Source organism: Pseudomonas sp. BF-R-19, from assembly GCF_019956445.1.
GTDB lineage: Bacteria > Pseudomonadota > Gammaproteobacteria > Pseudomonadales > Pseudomonadaceae > Aquipseudomonas > Aquipseudomonas fluorescens_BH.
Window position 1 is genome coordinate 100,768 of record NZ_JAHBDN010000048.1, and the last position, 16,354, is coordinate 117,121.

The window sequence follows — 16,354 nt, forward strand, 5'->3', positions numbered from 1 at the left end:
TTCTCACAACGTAATGCGGTTCATGTAATTGCCGAATGCCTGCAGGTAGCGCGGGATCGGAATCAGGAAGGCGTCGTGGCCTTGCGGAGCGTCGATCTCGAGGTAGCAGACGTCTTTGCGCGCGGCCATCAGCGCATCCACCAGTTCCCGCGAGCGGGCGGGGGAGAAGCGCCAGTCGGTGGTGAACGACATCACGCAGAACTTGGCTTTTGCACCTTCAAAGGTTTTCGCCAGGTTATCGTCGAAGTTCGCTGCCGGATCGAAGTAATCGAGGGCTTTGGTCATCAACAGATACGTGTTGGCATCGAAGCGCCCGGAGAACTCTTCGCCCTGATAGCGCAGGTAGCTTTCGACCTGGAACTCGACGCTGTGGAAGTCGTAGTTGAGCTTCTCGCTCTTGAGCCCGCGGCCGAATTTTTCGCCCATGGAGTCGTCGGACAGGTAGGTGATGTGCCCGACCATCCGCGCCAGCATCAGGCCGCGCTTGGGGATCACGTTGTGTTCCTGGAACGAACCGCCGTGGAATTCCGGATCGGTGAGAATCGCCTGGCGTGCCACTTCGTTGAACGCGATGTTCTGTGCCGACAGCTTGGGCGCCGAGGCGATGGCCAGGCAGTGACGGATGCGGTCAGGGTAGGTGATGCTCCATTGCATCGCCTGCATGCCGCCGAGGCTGCCGCCGATCACGGCCGCGAACTGGGCGATACCGAGACGATCGGCCAGGCGCGCCTGACTGTGCACCCAGTCTTCCACGGTCAATACCGGAAAGTCGGCGCCGAACGGCTTGCCAGTCTCTGGGTTGATGCTGCTCGGGCCGGTGGAACCGTTGCAGCCACCGAGGTTGTTCAGGCTGACCACGAAGAACTTGCTGGTGTCGATCGGCTTGCCGGGACCGATGCAACTGTCCCACCAACCGGGTTTGCGGTCGTCGGCGCTGTGGTAGCCAGCGGCGTGGTGGTGACCGGACAGGGCGTGGCAGATCAGCACGGCGTTGCTCGCCGTGGCGTTGAGCGTGCCGTAGGTTTCGTAAATCAGGTCGTAGGCCGGAAGCGAACGTCCGCAGGCCAACGCCAGGGGTTCGCTGAAGTGCGCCACTTGCGGCGTCACCAGACCAACAGAATCGGGGGGAAAGGCAGCTGGCATCGACCCTGCTCTCATTGAAATGAGGCGTAAGTCTAAAGACCGCTGGGGTTAGCGGCAAGCAAAGGCCGGGCCTGATTTCATTCAGTAAGACCGAGGTGCGCCATTCGCGAGCAAGCCCGCTCCCACATTGGAATGCGTTCCCCTGTGGGAGCGGGCTTGCTCGCGAATGAGGCAACTCGGTGGATCAGACTGGACGCACCAGATCTGGCAAATCCGGCAACTTCTTCGGCGAGCAGATTCGCACCCGTTTCTGCCGGTTCAACTCACCGCTGATCAGGCTCACCTGGCTCTTGGACACGCCAAAGGCCTTGGCCAGAAACGCCATCAGATACGCGTTTGCCTTGCCCTCGACCGGCGGCGCGGTCAGGCGGATCTTCAGGCGATCGCCGTGCAGCCCGCAGAAATCATCACTGCGGGCTGCCGGTTGCAGGTGGCACTCCAGAATCAGGTCGTCACCGTCCCAGCGAAACCAGCTCACCGGGTCAGATCAACACGCGGAGGATTTCCGGCATCATGGTCATGGCGGCTAGGTTGTTGATCACCAGCATGTCGATCAGCTTGAGTGCCAGGAACGCAAAGATCGGCGACAGATCCAGGCCGCCCAGGTTCGGCAGGAACTTGCGGAACGGCGCCAGGGCCGGCTCGCAGACGTCGTTCACCAGTTCGGCGCCCGGGTTATGGCTGCCCGGAGCGACCCAGGACAGGATCACGCTGATGATCAGGGCGAAGAAGAAAATCTTCATGAACAGCGCGGTCACGCCGATGATCGACCAGATCAGCAGTTGCAGCGGGTTGCCAGTGGTGCCGTAGGTCAGCAGCAGGGTCAGGGCCATCAGCGCCAGTTGCACCAGGATCGCCAGCACCAGCGAGGACATGTCCAGGCCGAACACGCTCGGGATGATCCGGCGCAGCGGCTTGAGCAGTGGCTGAGTGGCCTTGACGATGAACTGGCAGATCGGGTTGTAGAAGTTCGCCCGCACCAGTTGCAGTACGAAGCGCATCAGCACGATCAGCAGGTACAGGCTGCCGAGGGTTTGCAGCACGTAGACCGCTGCGGTGTTCAATCCAATCATGAAAAGCTCCTTATTGACCCAGTTGTTCGGCCATCTCGGCCGAGCGATGCGCGGCAGCGCCGAGTGCCTTTTCGACCAGGGCTTCGAAGCCATTGGCCTGGAACGACTTGATTGCAGCTTCCGTGGTGCCCGCGGGCGAAGTGACACGGCGGCGCAACTCGGCGGCGTCGACGTCGCTGGAGACCGCCATGTGTGCGGCGCCCAGGGCGGTTTGCAGGGTCAGTTGCGCGGCGATGTCCGCCGGCAGGCCGAGTTTCACCCCGGCGGCCGTCATGGCTTCGATCAGCAGGAAGAAATACGCCGGGCCCGAGCCGGAAACGGCGGTGACGGCATCCAGTTGCTGCTCTTCATTCAGCCATAGGGCGATACCGACCGCTGACAACAGCTCCTGGGCCTGCTGACGCTGTTCGGCGGACACTTCGGCTGTTGCGAACAGGCCGCTCGCGCCCTGACGCACCAGCGCTGGGGTGTTAGGCATGCAACGCACGATTGGCTGGGCGCCGAGCCAGTTGTTCATGCTGGCGCAGGTGATGCCCGCGGCAATCGACACCACCAGTTGATTGGGCTTGAGGCTTGGGCGCAGAGCTTCGCACACGGCTTTCATCGCCTGCGGCTTGACCGCCAGCACGACGACGTCTGCGCCATCGATGGCCTGGGCGTTGTCGGCAAAGGTTTCGATGCCGTGTTCAGCGCTCACGCGGGCGCGGGTTTCTTCGCCCGGATCGCTGGCGCGGATCTGTGCGGCTTCCAGACCTTTGGCCCGCAGGCCGCCGATCAGGCTGGCGGCCATGTTGCCGGCACCGATAAAGGCAATACGTGTCTTGCTCATGTCAGGTCCTTATTCAGAAGTGTGTCAGCCATGTTTACGGCTGGCCGTAGTCGCGGGCGCCAAACAGGGCCGTACCAATACGGACCCAGGTGGCGCCTTGGGCGATGGCTGACTCAAGGTCGTGGCTCATGCCCATGGAAAGTGTGTCGAGTGGCAGGTTCAGGCTGGCTTGCAGGCTTTGTACGGCAGCGAAAGCGGCATCCTGGGCGGCGCGATCTTCAGTCGGCTCGGGGATTGCCATCAACCCGCGCAGTTTCAGGCACGGCAGGTTGCTGATGGCGTTGGCCAGGGCCGGCAGGTCGGCCGGGGTGCAGCCGGATTTGCTGGCTTCACCGCTGACATTGACCTGAATGCAGATGTTCAGGGGTGGCAAATCGGCGGGACGTTGTTCGGACAGGCGTTGTGCGACTTTCAGACGATCCACGGAATGCACCCAGTCGAAGTGCTCGGCGATAGCACGAGTCTTGTTCGATTGAATGGGGCCGATGAAGTGCCAGATCAAGGGCAGGTCGGCCAGTTCGACTTGCTTGCCCAGCGCTTCCTGCAGGTAGTTCTCGCCAAAGTCGCGCAGGCCGGCGGCGTAGGCTTCACGCAGGTCTTGAGCGGGTTTGGTCTTGCTCACGGCCAGCAACCGGACACTGTTTTCGGCGCGGTTGGCGGCGAGTGTTGCGGCGTTTATGCGCGAACTAACGTCGAGAATGTTGTCTGCTATGGTGGACATCAAGAGGCGCCAGCGGTCTGAAGGTTCGCCGCATTCTACTGGAATTGAGAGACGCTATGGATATCACCGAACTGCTGGCATTCAGCGCCAAACAGGGCGCATCCGATCTGCACCTGTCTGCCGGCCTGCCGCCGATGATTCGCGTTGACGGTGATGTGCGGCGCATCAATCTGCCGGCCCTGGATCACCAACAGGTGCAGACGCTGATCCATGCCGTCATGAATGACGCCCAGCGGGTGGAATTCGAAAAGCATCTGGAAACCGACTTTTCCTTCGACGTGCCCGGCGTGGCGCGCTTTCGGGTCAATGTGTTCAACCAGAACCGTGGCGCGGGTGCCGTGTTTCGCACAATCCCGTCAAAAGTGCAGAGCATGGACGAACTGGGCATGGGCGACGTGTTCCACAAGATGACCGACGCTCCCCGTGGCCTGGTGCTGGTGACCGGCCCGACCGGTTCCGGAAAATCCACCACGCTCGCGGCGATGATCGATTACCTCAATACCCATCGTCATCACCACATCCTCACCATCGAGGACCCCATCGAGTTCGTTCACGAGTCGCGCAAATGCCTGATCAATCAGCGTGAAGTCCACCGCGATACCCGTAGTTTCGCCACCGCCTTGCGTTCGGCGCTGCGGGAAGACCCGGATGTGATCCTGGTGGGGGAGATGCGCGACCTGGAGACCATTCGCCTGGCATTGACCGCGGCCGAAACCGGCCATCTGGTGTTCGGCACGCTGCACACCACGTCAGCGGCGAAAACCATCGACCGGGTAGTCGACGTGTTTCCGGGGGACGAGAAGTCGATGGTGCGCTCGATGCTTTCCGAGTCGCTGCTGGCGGTGGTGTCCCAAACCCTGGTGAAGAAAATCGGCGGCGGACGCATCGCGGCCCACGAGATCATGCTGGGGACATCGGCAATCCGCAACCTGATCCGCGAGGACAAGGTGGCGCAGATGTACTCGGCGATTCAGTCGGGAGGATCGTTGGGGATGCAGACGCTGGATATGAGCTTGAAGGACCTGGTGACCAAGGGGTTGATCAGTCGTGATCATGCGCGGGAGAAGGCGCGGTCACCGGATGGCTTTTGAGGAGGATTTGTGGTGCTTTCAAGGGCCTCTTCGCGAGCAAGCCCGCTCCCACATGGACTGCATCAATCCTGTGGGAGCGGGCTTGCTCGCGATGGGGCCATCATGTTCGATACAGATTCAGGGCACTGAAATCAGCGCTGAACAACCCGCAACGCATTCTGTTCTTTCGGCAGAACCCGCTTGGCAACCACGTAGTGGTTTTCCCAGTACGGTTTCTTCAAGGTGTCGATGGACACCGACTTGCCACGACGTGGCGCGTGGATGAAACGGTCGTTACCCAGGTAAATGGCAACGTGATTGACCCGACGGCTCTTGATGTTGAAGAAAATCAGGTCGCCCGGCTTCAGGTCGTTGCGATCGACTTTCTCCCCATGACCACTGGCCATGGCGTTGGAGGTGCGTGGCAGGTCGAACGTGGCGTCGTTGAACGCGTATTTCACCAGGCCGCTGCAATCGAAACCTTTGCTTGGGCTGCTGCCGCCCCAACGATAGGGAGTGCCAAGGACGTTCACGGCGCGGCTCAGCACGTCGCTGCTTTCCTTGGTGCCCATCGGTGGAACCAGGCCGCTTTTGCTGTTGGCCAGGCTTGGAGCATATTTAGCGGATTTTTTGTCTTTGCTCGAAGGAGCAGAGGCATGGGATTTTGGGGTGTAACCATTAACGTTTGGAAGACGTTGCTCACGATTGGTGGCGTGGGCGGCCAGTGGCATCAAAAGGCAAATGGTTAGCCATGTCTTGAAAAATGAACGCATTAGGCAAGGCTCTTAATAGGTTAGCGCGCAACTTTATAACAGCTTTTTTGTCGCTTCCGAGGCCGTTGGTCGATTCAACCTGGGGGACAATGGTGGCAAAAAAGCGGCAAAATGGCGCAATTGTCGGACAGAAGTCCGGTGTTACAAGGCTTTGACGGGAGTGAAGGTAGCATTTGCCATACGTCGGGTGCCTGTAAAAAAGTCACAAAGAATTAAAGAATATTTATCTATCGTGTGAATCGAGGTCATTCATGAACCCCTATCAACAGGCTGTTCAGCAGCAAGACACCCACAGCAAAGTGATCGGTTACCTGCTGTGGATTTTCGGTTTTACCGGCGCTCACCGCTTCTATTACGGCAGGCCGGTGACCGGGACGATCTGGTTCTTCACCTTGGGCTTGCTGGGGATCGGTTGGCTGATCGACCTTTTCCTGATCCCGGCGATGGATCGCGAGGCTGACCTGCGGTTTACCGCGGGTCCCATCGAATACAACGTGGCGTGGATCCTGCTGACGTTTCTCGGGGTGTTCGGTGTGCATCGGATGTATCAGGGGAAATGGATCAGTGGGTTGCTGTATCTGCTGACGGGCGGGTTGTTCTTTCTCGGGGTGCTGTATGACTTCTGGACGTTGAATGACCAGGTTTCCGTGCGTAACGCGCAGAGTCGCGGCGCCTTTTAGTCAGTCTTCGCGAGCAAGCCCGCTCCCACATTTAATCTCTGGTGTTCACACAATATGTGGTTACTGGAGATTTATGTGGGAGCGGGCTTGCTCGCGAATGCAGGCGACGCGGAGTTACGCCTGGTGGCTGATCCGCCCATCCACCAGGGTGTAACGCACCACACCCGGCAGGCTGTGGCCAATGAACGGGCAGTTTTCGCCCTTGGACAGCCAGCTTTCACCCGCCACGGTCGAGGCCGCCGGGTCGAACAGCACGATGTCCGCCGCGCCACCCACCGCCAGTTTGCCTGCTGGCAGGCGCAAGGCCTCGGCAGGGCCGGCGCTCAGGCGCTTGAGCAGTGTCGGCAGGTCCAGCAAGCCGTCTTCGACCAGGGTCATTGCCAGTGGCAATAGCAGTTCAACACTGCTGATGCCCGGCTCGGTTGCGCCGAACGGTGCCAGTTTGGCGTCACGCTCATGGGGTTGGTGATGACTGGATATAGCCGAGATCACACCGGATTTCACCGCTGCGCGCAGGCCGTCGCGGTCGGCGCGGGTGCGCAGCGGCGGCTGGACGTGATACAGGCTGCTGAAGTCGATCAGGGCTTCGTCGGTCAGGATCAGCTGGTACAGGGCGACATCCGCGGTCACCTTCAGGCCCCGGGCCTGGGCCTGGGCGATCAGCTCCACACCGCGTGCGCTGGTGAGCTGGCTGAAGTGTGCGCGCACGCCGGTCTGTTCAACCAGCAGCAGATCCCGGGCCAGGGCGACGGTCTCGGCGCTTTCCGGAATGCCTGGCAGGCCAAGGAAGCTGGCAGTCGGGCCTTCGTGAGCCAGGCCACCCTCGGCCAGGTCGTGATCCTGGGAGTTGAAAATCACTGTCAGGTCGAAAGTCGCTGCGTAGTCCAGTGCCCGGCACAGGGTGCGGGTGTTGCGAAAGCTCTCCAGGCCATTGCCGAAGGCCACGCAACCGGCATCGCGCAGTGCCACGAGTTCGGCGAGCTGTTCGCCGTCCAGGCCTTTGCTCAGGGCGCCAATCGGGAAGACTTTGGTGTTGCCGGCCTCACGGGCGCGGTCGAGGATCAGTTCGGCCACTGCCGAGGTGTCCAGCACCGGTTTGGTCTTTGGCGGGCAGCACAGGCTGGTCACGCCGCCAGCCGCCGCCGCGCGGGTTTCGCTGACAATCGAACCTTTGCGGCTGTAGCCCGGCTCGCGCAGGGCAACGTTGAGGTCGACCAGGCCGGGAGCGGCCACCAGGCCTTTGGCGTCGATGGTGTCGACGGCGACAAAACCGGCTGGCGCCGCGCCAAGGGCGACGACTTTGCAGGCTTCAATGTGGATATCGGTCACTTGATCCAGGCCACTGGCCGGATCGATCACGCGGGCACCGAGAATGCTGAGCTTCACTGGGCGTTCTCCTGCTCGAATTGGCGTTGCGCAGTCTGCCCGCTCATGGCCATGGACAGTACCGCCATACGAATGGCGATCCCGTAGGTCACCTGGTTGAGGATCACCGAGTGCGGGCCGTCGGCCACCGCCGACTCGATTTCCACGCCACGGTTGATCGGCCCCGGGTGCATCACGATGGCATCGGGCTTGGCGCCAGCCAGACGCGCGGTGGTCAGGCCGAACAGGCGGTAGAACTCGCCCTCGCTCGGCAACAGGCCGCCGGTCATGCGTTCACGCTGCAGGCGCAGCATGATCACCACGTCGACGTCCTTCAGGCCTTCGGTCATGTCGGTGTAGACCTTCACGCCGTATTGCTCGATACCGATCGGCAGCAGGGTTTTCGGCGCAATCACGCGGATATCCGGGCAGCCGAGGGTTTTCAGGGCCAGCATGTTCGAACGCGCGACCCGCGAGTGCAGGATGTCGCCGACGATGGCCACCGAAAGGTTTTCGAACCCGCCCTTGTGCCGGCGGATGGTCAGCATGTCGAGCATGCCCTGGGTCGGGTGCGCGTGCCGGCCGTCACCGCCGTTGATGATCGCCACTTGCGGGCAGACATGTTCGGCGATGAAGTGCGCGGCACCCGAATCACCGTGGCGCACGACGAACATGTCGGCAGCCATGGCTTCCAGGTTGCGCAGGGTGTCGAGCAGGGTTTCGCCCTTGCTCGCCGACGACGTGGACACGTTGAGGGTGATCACGTCCGCCGAGAGCCGCTGGGCCGCCAGTTCGAAGGTGGTGCGGGTGCGGGTCGAGTTCTCGAAGAACACGTTGCACACGGTCTTGCCGCGCAGCAGCGGGACTTTCTTCACGGCCCGGGCGCCGACTTCAAGGAAGGAGTCGGCGGTGTCGAGGATTTCCGTCAGCAACTCGCGGCGCAAGCCGTCGAGCGAGAGGAAATGGCGCAGCTGGCCCTGATCATTGAGCTGCAGCGGGCGCTTGGTTTCTAGAGGCGTCATCGCGAGGGGGACTCTCAATAGGGCGAATTAAAGGGCGAGGTCTTGCAGTTCGAGCGCGAGCTCGGGGCCGGACAGCTTCACCCGTTCGTGGGCCGCCAGCGACAGGGTCGCGCCAACCACGTTCGGGCGGATCGGCAGTTCGCCGGCGTCCAGGTCCAGCATGCACACCAGCGTTACGCTGGCCGGGCGGCCGTAGTCGAACAGTTCGTTCATGGCGGCACGGATGGTCCGGCCGCTCATCAGTACGTCGTCGATCAGCACCAGGTGCTGGCCTTCGATCTCGAACGGCAGCGCCGAAGGGCGAACCTGCGGGTGCAGGCCGTTCTGGCTGAAATCGTCGCGGTAGAAGGACACGTCCAGGGTGCCGAGGGGCTCATTGCTGCCCAACTCCTTGAGCAGGGCCTGGGCCACCCAGACGCCGCCGGTACGGATGCCGATGAAGCGCGGGTCGCTGATGCCTCGTTTGGCCAGATAAGCGTCAAGTCGGGTTGCCATCTGGCTGACCAGTTCGGCGGGATTGGGCAGGCTCATGGTTGCTCCTTCTTGGGTTCGAGCCAGCTTGTGCGCAAAATGGCTCGGTTTGTAGCTAATGGAGACGCACAACGGCTCTTCAGGACTCGAACAGTGCGCCATTTTCGTCGAGCCAGCCTTGCAGCAGCAGGGCCGCGGCGATGGCATCGACCGGGTTGTCGCGGTAACTGCCTTTCTGGCCGCCACGAGCCAGGCGTTCGCCCTTGGCCTCGAAGGTGGTCAGGCGTTCATCGTGGGTATAGAAGGGCAGGTTGAAGCGGCCGTTCAGGCGCCGGGCGAACTTTTCCGCGCGAGCACACATGTCACTGGGCGTACCGTCCATGTTCAACGGCAGGCCGACCACCACGGCATCGGGCTTCCACTCTTTGATGAGGGCTTCGACCTGGTTCCAGTCAGGAATGCCGTTCTGCGCTTTCAGGGTACACAGCTCGCGGGCTTGACCGGTAATCACCTGGCCGACCGCAACGCCGATCTGTTTGGTGCCATAGTCGAATCCGAGAATCAGCCGCAGAGCCATCAGGCGTGCCCCGCCTGGCTGGTCAGCAGGCTGAGGTTGACGCCCAGGTGCTTGGCCGCCGCTTCCAGACGCAGTTCGCTGCTGGTGTTGAACAGGATGTCGGCGTCGAACGGGCAGTTCAGCCAGGCGTTCTGCGCCAGTTCGGCTTCAAGCTGCCCGGCTTCCCAACCGGCATAGCCGAGGGCAATCAGGCTTTTTGCCGGGCCGACGCCGTCAGCGATGGCGAACAGCACGTCCTGGGAGGTCGACAGGGCCAGTTCGTCTTCCAGATCAACGGTCGCCTGGAAGCTCTGGCCCTTGGGGTGAAGGACGAAACCGCGATCGGTCTGCACCGGGCCACCGATGAAGATCGGCACATGCTGGCAGAGCGCTGGCGGTTCGATTTCCGGGCGCAATTGCTCGAGGATATCGGCCAGGTTCAGATCTTGCGGACGGTTGACCACCAGCCCCATGGCGCCATTGGCCGTGTGCTCGACGATGTAGGTCAAGGTGTGCGCAAAGTTCGGGTCGGCCATGTGTGGCATGGCGATCAGGAATTGATGCTTGAGGTAGCTGGGGCTGACGTTTTTCATGACCGCTAGTGTGGCGTTCGAGGGGCGAACTGACAAGCTGGGGATGCCGCAATTTGGCTGTCGACACTGAACAAATGTGGGAGCGGGCTTGCTCGCGAAGGGGGCGTGTCAGTCGACATCGATATTGAATGAATGACCGCCTTCGCGAGCAAGCCCGCTCCCACAGGGGATTTGCGGTGATCAGTTACTGGACAATCGGTCCCCACGGGCAAACTTCCAGGTGCGGATGATCTCCAGCCGGTCGATATCCGACAAATCCCCGGTAAACGGTGCAAACGGTGCCGCCAGCCGGACGATCCGTTGCGCCGCCTGGTCCAGCAGCGGCTGGCCTGAAGATTCCAGCACCAGTACTTCATACAGCGAGCCGTCGCGGTTGATTGACACCATCAAGCGCAAGTTGCCGTAGATCTGTTTGCGCCGCGCTTCATCGGGGTAGTTGAGGTTGCCGATGCGCTCGACTTTCTTGCGCCATTCGTCCTTGTACCAGGCGCCCTTGTCGCGCATGGTCGAGGCCGCGCTCAAACGGTGAATGCGCGGGCGCTTGGCATATAGCTGTTGTTCGGCGGCCAGTTCCGCTTCGAGGCTGGCGATGTCGCTGGACAGTTGCTCACTGTCGAAGGTCGGCGCCTGGACCTGAGGCTTGACCTCGGTCTTGGGCTCCTCGGTCTTGGCGGGGGCTTTTTTCGGCTTCGGCGCCACGGTGGTCACGGCAGCCTTGGGCGGGGCTTCCTGCGCTTCAGGCTTGGCGGCCGGCGGTGGCGTGACCTTTTGCACCTTGATGTCCTGGAATGGCGCGACCTCGGTGGTCTTGGGAATCGCCTTTTTATCCAGGGTGCCGCTGCCTTGCTGATTTTCCTGGGCCAGGAAATCGGCTTTCTCGGGCTTTTTTTCGCTTTTGAAGGTGGCGAGGGTGATTTCCAGGGTTTTACTGATCTGCTTGGGCTCGACCACTGCAAACCCGACACCCAACAGCAAGGCCAGGTGGATCAGCACCGCCAGAAACAGGGTAAAACCGAGGCGATCAGCCGGGCGCACGCCACGATGGGCGAGTTCGACAGGCAGATCGGACGGAAGGGTCATGACAAAAAAACCAACATCGCGTTTTCACAGGCCGCGCATGATAACGCAATGTTGGTTTGGCTAATCAACGTGCCTTGAGCTTCTGATCGATGGCATCCATCAGCATGCCGCCGATGTCGGTACCAAACGCGTTATCGATCTCGCGAATGCAGGTCGGGCTGGTGACGTTGATTTCGGTCAGGTGTTCGCCGATCACGTCCAGGCCAACGAACAACAGGCCTTTTTCACGCAGGGTCGGGCCGACTTGCGCGGCGATCCAGCGGTCCTTGTCGGTCAACGGACGGGCTTCGCCACGACCACCGGCGGCGAGGTTGCCGCGGGTTTCGCCCGCGGCGGGAATCCGCGCCAGGCAATAATCCACCGGCTCGCCGTCGATCATCAGGATGCGTTTGTCGCCATCGACGATGGCCGGCAGATAACCCTGGATCATGATTTGCTGCTGACCATGCAGGGTGAGGGTTTCGAGGATCACCGACAGGTTCGGATGCCCTGCGGTGTGGCGGAAGATCGAAGAACCGCCCATGCCGTCCAGCGGCTTGAGGATCACATCGCCATGATGGTCGGCGAATTCGCGCAGCACGTCAGGGCGACGGCTGACGATAGTCGGCGGAGTGCATTGCGGGAACAGCGTGGCGAACAGCTTTTCGTTGCAGTCACGCAGGCTTTGCGGCTTGTTGACCACCAGCACGCCAGCACGCTCGGCTTGCTCCAGCAAATAGGTGGAGTAGACGAACTCCATGTCGAACGGCGGATCCTTGCGCATCAGGATCACATCCAGATCGCTCAGCAGCGCGTCGCTTTCGGCGCCCAGTTCGAACCATTTTTCCGGGTTGGCGAAAACCTGCAGCGGACGCATCCGCGCCCGGGCCTGGCCTTCGCCCTGATACAGGTCGCGCTGTTCCATGTAGAACAGTTCCCAGCCACGCTTCTGCGCGGCCAGCAGCATGGCCAGCGAGCTATCCTTTTTATAGGAAATGCTGGCGATAGGGTCCATGACAATCCCGACGCGAACGCTCATTGGGTTTTCCTCGAAATTTTGGGGCCGGATATTGATCTTCTGTAGGAGCGAGCTTGCTCGCGATGGAGTGTCAGTCGACACCTATGCAGCTGATACACCATCGCGAACAGGCTCGCTCCCACAAGTCAGGCCAAAGGGTCATATAAAAGTGGCGTCAGAGTGGCGCTGAGTGTGTTCCCGGTCAAGGAAAAACCACCTTGCGGGTCGGCCGATAGATTGGTTTTGGAGACTGTGCTAAAAAGGCTGCCATGTCGTGCCGGCCCTTGAGCATCAAGGGTTTCGAGCCGCGTTAACCGGCAAACGGACAATTTGTTTCGCAAAGGCGACGGTAGAGCATTTTATGGAACGGCACCCCAGCGCCTTGAAGGTCATGGTGATCGACGATTCGAAGACGATCCGTCGCACCGCCGAAACGCTGCTCAAGAGCGTGGGTTGTGAGGTCATCACGGCCATCGACGGTTTTGATGCCCTGGCCAAGATTGTCGACAACCATCCCGGCATCATCTTTGTCGACATCATGATGCCGCGCCTGGATGGCTATCAGACCTGCGCCCTGATCAAGAACAACAGCGCGTTCAAGTCCACGCCGGTGATTATGCTGTCGTCCAAGGACGGGCTGTTCGACAAGGCCAAGGGGCGCATCGTCGGCTCCGACCAGTTTTTGACCAAGCCGTTCAGCAAGGAAGAATTGCTTGATGCGATCCAGGCCCATGTTCCTGGCTTCGCCGCCGTTTTGCCGCAGTAGGACACGCACAGTGACGCTCGGCCATCGGGCCCGGCGTCGACAAGAATGGGGAAGACCATGGCACGTATTCTGATCGTCGATGATTCGCCGACCGAAATGTACAAACTAACCGGCATGCTGGAAAAGCACGGTCATGAAGTGTTGAAAGCCGAAAACGGCGCCGACGGCGTGGCCCTGGCCCGCCAGGAAAAGCCCGATGCGGTGCTGATGGACATCGTCATGCCCGGCCTCAACGGCTTCCAGGCGACCCGCCAGTTGACCAAGGACCCGGAAACCGGGCACATCCCGGTGATCATCATCACCACCAAGGATCAGGATACCGACAAGGTCTGGGGCACGCGCCAGGGCGCCAAGGACTACCTGACCAAGCCGGTCGATGAAGACACCCTGATCAAGACTCTGAACAACGTGCTGGCCGGTTGATCGACAGGTCATGAACGAGTCGCTGACGGCTTTCGAGCTGCTGCTGCAAATCGACCAGCGCTGTCGCTTGCTGGCGGCGGACTTGCCGTCCCAGCCGGCCCGGCGGGACAGCTGGAGCGGCATCGGTTTTCGCCTGGGCGAACACTGGTATGTCGCGCCCATGAGCGAAGTCAGCGAAGTCCTGCACGAGCCGCGCTCCACTCAGTTGCCGGGGGTCAAGCCCTGGGTCAAGGGTGTCGCCAACCTGCGCGGGCGTTTGCTGCCGGTCATGGACCTGTGCGGCTTCTTCGGGCACGAGCTTTCGGCGGTGCGCCGGCAGCGGCGGGTGTTGGTGGTGGAACATGAAGAAGTGTTTGCCGGGTTGCTGGTCGATGAAGTCTTCGGCCTCCAGCACTTTGCCCAGGACAGCCTGGAGCCGGTGCCGGCAGACGAGTTGAAAGGGCCGGTGGCGGCATTCGTCAAAGGCCGGTTTCAGCGCGAGCAGTGCTGGCAGGTGTTCAGCCCGTTTGCGTTGACGCAGTCCCATGGGTTCATGAGCGTCGCGGTGTAAGCGCAACAACAGAGAGCCAATGTGGGAGCGGCGGTGCGGCGATCCGACTTGCTCGCGAAGGCGGCAGTCCATTCAACATTGATATTGGCTGATCTACCGCTTTCGCGAGCAAGCCCGCTCCCACAGGGTCTCGGGTATGCGCAGAAGTTGGTTAACAGGCGAGGACCGATGATAAAAGCAAAAGCAGGCAAGCCAATGGAAGGGTCGCGCAGCCGGTCGCAGATTATTGTGCTGTTCATCGCGCTGATCGTCTTCATCATGCTGCTGTTCGCCAACTTCGCGTACCTCAACACCCAGGCTATCTACGACAAACAGTACATCGGCCACGCTGGCGAGCTGCGCGTGCTGTCCCAGCGGATCGCCAAGAACGCCACCGAAGCCGCCGCTGGCAAGGCTGCCGCGTTCAAGTTGCTCAGCGATGCGCGCAACGATTTTGCCCGGCGCTGGGGTTATCTGAAAAAGGGTGACCCGGTCACCGGCCTGCCGCCAGCCCCCGCCACCGTGCGTCCAGAGATGCGCGCGGTGCAACTGGACTGGGAACGCCTGCTGAAAAACACCGATGCGATTCTTTCCAGCGAGCAAACCGTACTGTCGCTGCATCAGGTCGCCGCGACCCTGGCCGAAACCGTGCCGCAGTTGCAGGTCGAGTACGAGAAAGTCGTTGAGATCCTGCTGCAACGGGGCGCCCCGGCGGCCCAGGTGGCCATGGCCCAGCGCCAATCGCTACTGGCCGAACGGATCCTCGGCGCGGTCAACACGGTGTTGGCCGGCGACGAAAATTCACAGCAGGCCGCCGATGCGTTCGGACGTGACGCAACGCAGTTCGGCAAGGTACTCAACGGCATGCTCCAGGGCGACCCGGCGCTCAAGGTCAGCCAGGTCGAAGACCGCGACGCCCGTGCGCGACTCGCGGAAATCTCCGAGCTGTTCGAGTTCGTTTCGGGCTCGGTGGACGAGATCCTCGAAACCTCGCCGGAGCTGTTCAAGGTCCGCGAATCGGCCTCGAACATTTTCAGCCTGTCGCAAACCCTGCTCGACGAAGCCTCACACCTGGCCAGCGGTTTCGAAAACATGGTCGGCGGGCGCACCACCGACACCATAGGCGGTTATGTGCTGGGCTTGTTGGCGCTGGCTTCGATCATCCTGATCGGCATGGTGATGGTGCGCGAAACCAATCGTCAGTTGCGCGAAACCGCCGAGAAAAACGAGCGTAACCAGAACGCGATCATGCGCTTGCTCGACGAGATCGAAGACCTGGCCGATGGCGACCTCACGGTGACGGCCTCGGTGACCGAAGACTTTACCGGCACCATCGCCGACTCGATCAATTACTCCGTCGACCAGTTGCGCGATCTGGTCGCGACCATCAACCTCACCGCCGGCCAGGTGGCCGCCGCCGTGCAGGAAACCCAGGCCACTGCCATGCACCTGGCCCAGGCCTCGGAGCACCAGGCCCAGCAGATTTCCGAAGCGTCGATGGCGATCAACGACATGGCTGAGTCCATCGACCAGGTGTCGGCCAACGCGGCTGAGTCTTCGGCGGTTGCCGAACGCTCGGTGGAGATCGCCAACAAGGGCAACGAGGTGGTGCACAACACCATCCACGGTATGGACAACATTCGCGAACAGATTCAGGACACCGCCAAACGCATCAAGCGCCTTGGCGAGTCTTCACAGGAAATCGGCGATATTGTCAGCCTGATCGATGACATTGCCGACCAGACCAACATCCTGGCCCTCAACGCGGCCATCCAGGCATCCATGGCCGGTGACGCCGGTCGCGGTTTCGCGGTGGTCGCCGATGAAGTGCAGCGCCTGGCCGAGCGCTCGTCCGCCGCCACCCGGCAGATCGAAACCCTGGTGCGGGCGATCCAGACCGACACCAACGAAGCAGTCATTTCAATGGAGCAGACGACGACCGAAGTGGTGCGCGGCGCTCGTCTGGCGCAGGATGCCGGTGTGGCCCTGGAAGAAATCGAAGGTGTCTCCAAGACGCTCGCGGCGTTGATCCAGAGCATTTCCAATGCGGCGCAACAGCAGACGTCGTCGGCCGGTCAGATTTCCCTGACGATGAACGTGATCCAGCAGATCACCTCGCAGACGTCGTCGGGTTCCACCGCCACGGCCGACAGCATCGGTAACCTGGCGAAAATGGCCAGTCAGTTGCGTCGTTCGGTGTCCGGTTTCACCTTGCCGGATGCCAAGGCGCAGGTTGTGGACAAAGCTTGAACCGCCCATGGGT

The 16,354-nt window shown here is 61.2% G+C and carries 19 protein-coding genes; 6 read left to right on the forward strand and 13 right to left on the reverse strand.

Translation table 11 applies throughout. The annotated features are described in order from the left end of the window. Positions 1-3: 3 nt before the first annotated feature. The 5 genes from metX to KGB28_RS12205 form a co-directional block, all read right to left on the reverse strand. Positions 4-1,143 carry a homoserine O-succinyltransferase MetX gene (gene metX / locus KGB28_RS12185; protein WP_223445322.1) on the reverse strand — a complete coding sequence of 380 codons (1,140 nt, stop codon included), beginning with the start codon at positions 1,141-1,143 and terminating at the stop codon, positions 4-6. Between the two features lie 184 nt (positions 1,144-1,327). Then, positions 1,328-1,621: a DUF167 domain-containing protein gene (locus KGB28_RS12190; protein ID WP_223445324.1), complete on the reverse strand. Its 294-nt coding sequence runs from the start codon at positions 1,619-1,621 to the stop codon at positions 1,328-1,330. Between the two features lie 4 nt (positions 1,622-1,625). After that, positions 1,626-2,216: a YggT family protein gene (locus tag KGB28_RS12195; RefSeq protein WP_223445326.1), complete on the reverse strand. Its 591-nt coding sequence runs from the start codon at positions 2,214-2,216 to the stop codon at positions 1,626-1,628. Between the two features lie 10 nt (positions 2,217-2,226). Further along, entirely contained in the window at positions 2,227-3,045 is an 819-nt protein-coding gene (gene proC, locus KGB28_RS12200) for a pyrroline-5-carboxylate reductase (protein ID WP_223445335.1), read from the reverse strand. Positions 3,046-3,079: 34 nt separating this feature from the next. Further along, positions 3,080-3,766, reverse strand: coding sequence for a YggS family pyridoxal phosphate-dependent enzyme (locus KGB28_RS12205; RefSeq protein ID WP_223445337.1), 687 nt, complete (start codon positions 3,764-3,766; stop codon positions 3,080-3,082). Positions 3,767-3,822: 56 nt separating this feature from the next. Between KGB28_RS12205 and KGB28_RS12210 the strand changes: the two genes are divergently transcribed. Next, positions 3,823-4,857 (forward strand): type IV pilus twitching motility protein PilT, encoded by a 1,035-nt coding sequence (locus tag KGB28_RS12210; protein WP_223445339.1) that lies wholly within the window; start codon positions 3,823-3,825, stop codon positions 4,855-4,857. A gap of 131 nt (positions 4,858-4,988) precedes the next feature. Here the strand turns inward: KGB28_RS12210 and KGB28_RS12215 are convergent, their stop codons facing one another. Continuing rightward, a complete protein-coding gene (locus KGB28_RS12215; protein ID WP_223445341.1) occupies positions 4,989-5,609 on the reverse strand; it encodes a C40 family peptidase in 621 nt (206 codons plus the stop codon). A 251-nt stretch (positions 5,610-5,860) separates the two neighbouring features. Between KGB28_RS12215 and KGB28_RS12220 the strand changes: the two genes are divergently transcribed. Next, positions 5,861-6,289, forward strand: a complete 429-nt coding sequence (locus KGB28_RS12220) for an NINE protein (protein ID WP_150725059.1) — start codon at positions 5,861-5,863, stop codon at positions 6,287-6,289. Between the two features lie 114 nt (positions 6,290-6,403). Here KGB28_RS12220 and KGB28_RS12225 read toward each other — a convergent pair whose 3' ends face one another. The 7 genes from KGB28_RS12225 to gshB form a co-directional block, all read right to left on the reverse strand. Next, positions 6,404-7,675 (reverse strand): dihydroorotase, encoded by a 1,272-nt coding sequence (locus KGB28_RS12225; protein ID WP_223445343.1) that lies wholly within the window; start codon positions 7,673-7,675, stop codon positions 6,404-6,406. Further along, positions 7,672-8,676 carry an aspartate carbamoyltransferase catalytic subunit gene (locus tag KGB28_RS12230; protein ID WP_007939362.1) on the reverse strand — a complete coding sequence of 335 codons (1,005 nt, stop codon included), beginning with the start codon at positions 8,674-8,676 and terminating at the stop codon, positions 7,672-7,674. Before KGB28_RS12230 ends, KGB28_RS12225 begins: the two co-directional genes overlap by 4 nt. A gap of 27 nt (positions 8,677-8,703) precedes the next feature. Continuing rightward, a complete protein-coding gene (gene pyrR, locus KGB28_RS12235; protein ID WP_150725061.1) occupies positions 8,704-9,207 on the reverse strand; it encodes a bifunctional pyr operon transcriptional regulator/uracil phosphoribosyltransferase PyrR in 504 nt (167 codons plus the stop codon). Between the two features lie 79 nt (positions 9,208-9,286). Then, a complete protein-coding gene (gene ruvX, locus KGB28_RS12240) occupies positions 9,287-9,724 on the reverse strand; it encodes a Holliday junction resolvase RuvX (protein ID WP_108229625.1) in 438 nt (145 codons plus the stop codon). After that, complete coding sequence (locus KGB28_RS12245) at positions 9,724-10,296, reverse strand: YqgE/AlgH family protein (RefSeq protein ID WP_057712922.1); 573 nt, start codon at positions 10,294-10,296, stop codon at positions 9,724-9,726. The genes ruvX and KGB28_RS12245 overlap by 1 nt, the downstream gene beginning before the upstream one ends. Before the next feature lie 180 nt (positions 10,297-10,476). Beyond that, complete coding sequence (locus tag KGB28_RS12250) at positions 10,477-11,376, reverse strand: energy transducer TonB (RefSeq protein ID WP_223445345.1); 900 nt, start codon at positions 11,374-11,376, stop codon at positions 10,477-10,479. 64 nt (positions 11,377-11,440) lie between these two features. Further along, a complete protein-coding gene (gene gshB / locus KGB28_RS12255) occupies positions 11,441-12,394 on the reverse strand; it encodes a glutathione synthase (protein WP_056726500.1) in 954 nt (317 codons plus the stop codon). A gap of 340 nt (positions 12,395-12,734) precedes the next feature. Between gshB and pilG the strand changes: the two genes are divergently transcribed. The 4 genes from pilG (at position 12,735) to KGB28_RS12275 (ending at position 16,341) form a co-directional block, all read left to right on the forward strand. After that, positions 12,735-13,139: a twitching motility response regulator PilG gene (gene pilG, locus KGB28_RS12260; protein ID WP_223445354.1), complete on the forward strand. Its 405-nt coding sequence runs from the start codon at positions 12,735-12,737 to the stop codon at positions 13,137-13,139. A 57-nt stretch (positions 13,140-13,196) separates the two neighbouring features. Further along, complete coding sequence (gene pilH / locus KGB28_RS12265) at positions 13,197-13,562, forward strand: twitching motility response regulator PilH (protein WP_101209186.1); 366 nt, start codon at positions 13,197-13,199, stop codon at positions 13,560-13,562. Between the two features lie 10 nt (positions 13,563-13,572). Continuing rightward, complete coding sequence (locus KGB28_RS12270; protein WP_223445356.1) at positions 13,573-14,112, forward strand: chemotaxis protein CheW; 540 nt, start codon at positions 13,573-13,575, stop codon at positions 14,110-14,112. A 168-nt stretch (positions 14,113-14,280) separates the two neighbouring features. Further along, positions 14,281-16,341, forward strand: a complete 2,061-nt coding sequence (locus KGB28_RS12275; RefSeq protein ID WP_411740585.1) for a methyl-accepting chemotaxis protein — start codon at positions 14,281-14,283, stop codon at positions 16,339-16,341. The last annotated feature ends 13 nt before the right edge of the window (positions 16,342-16,354 follow it).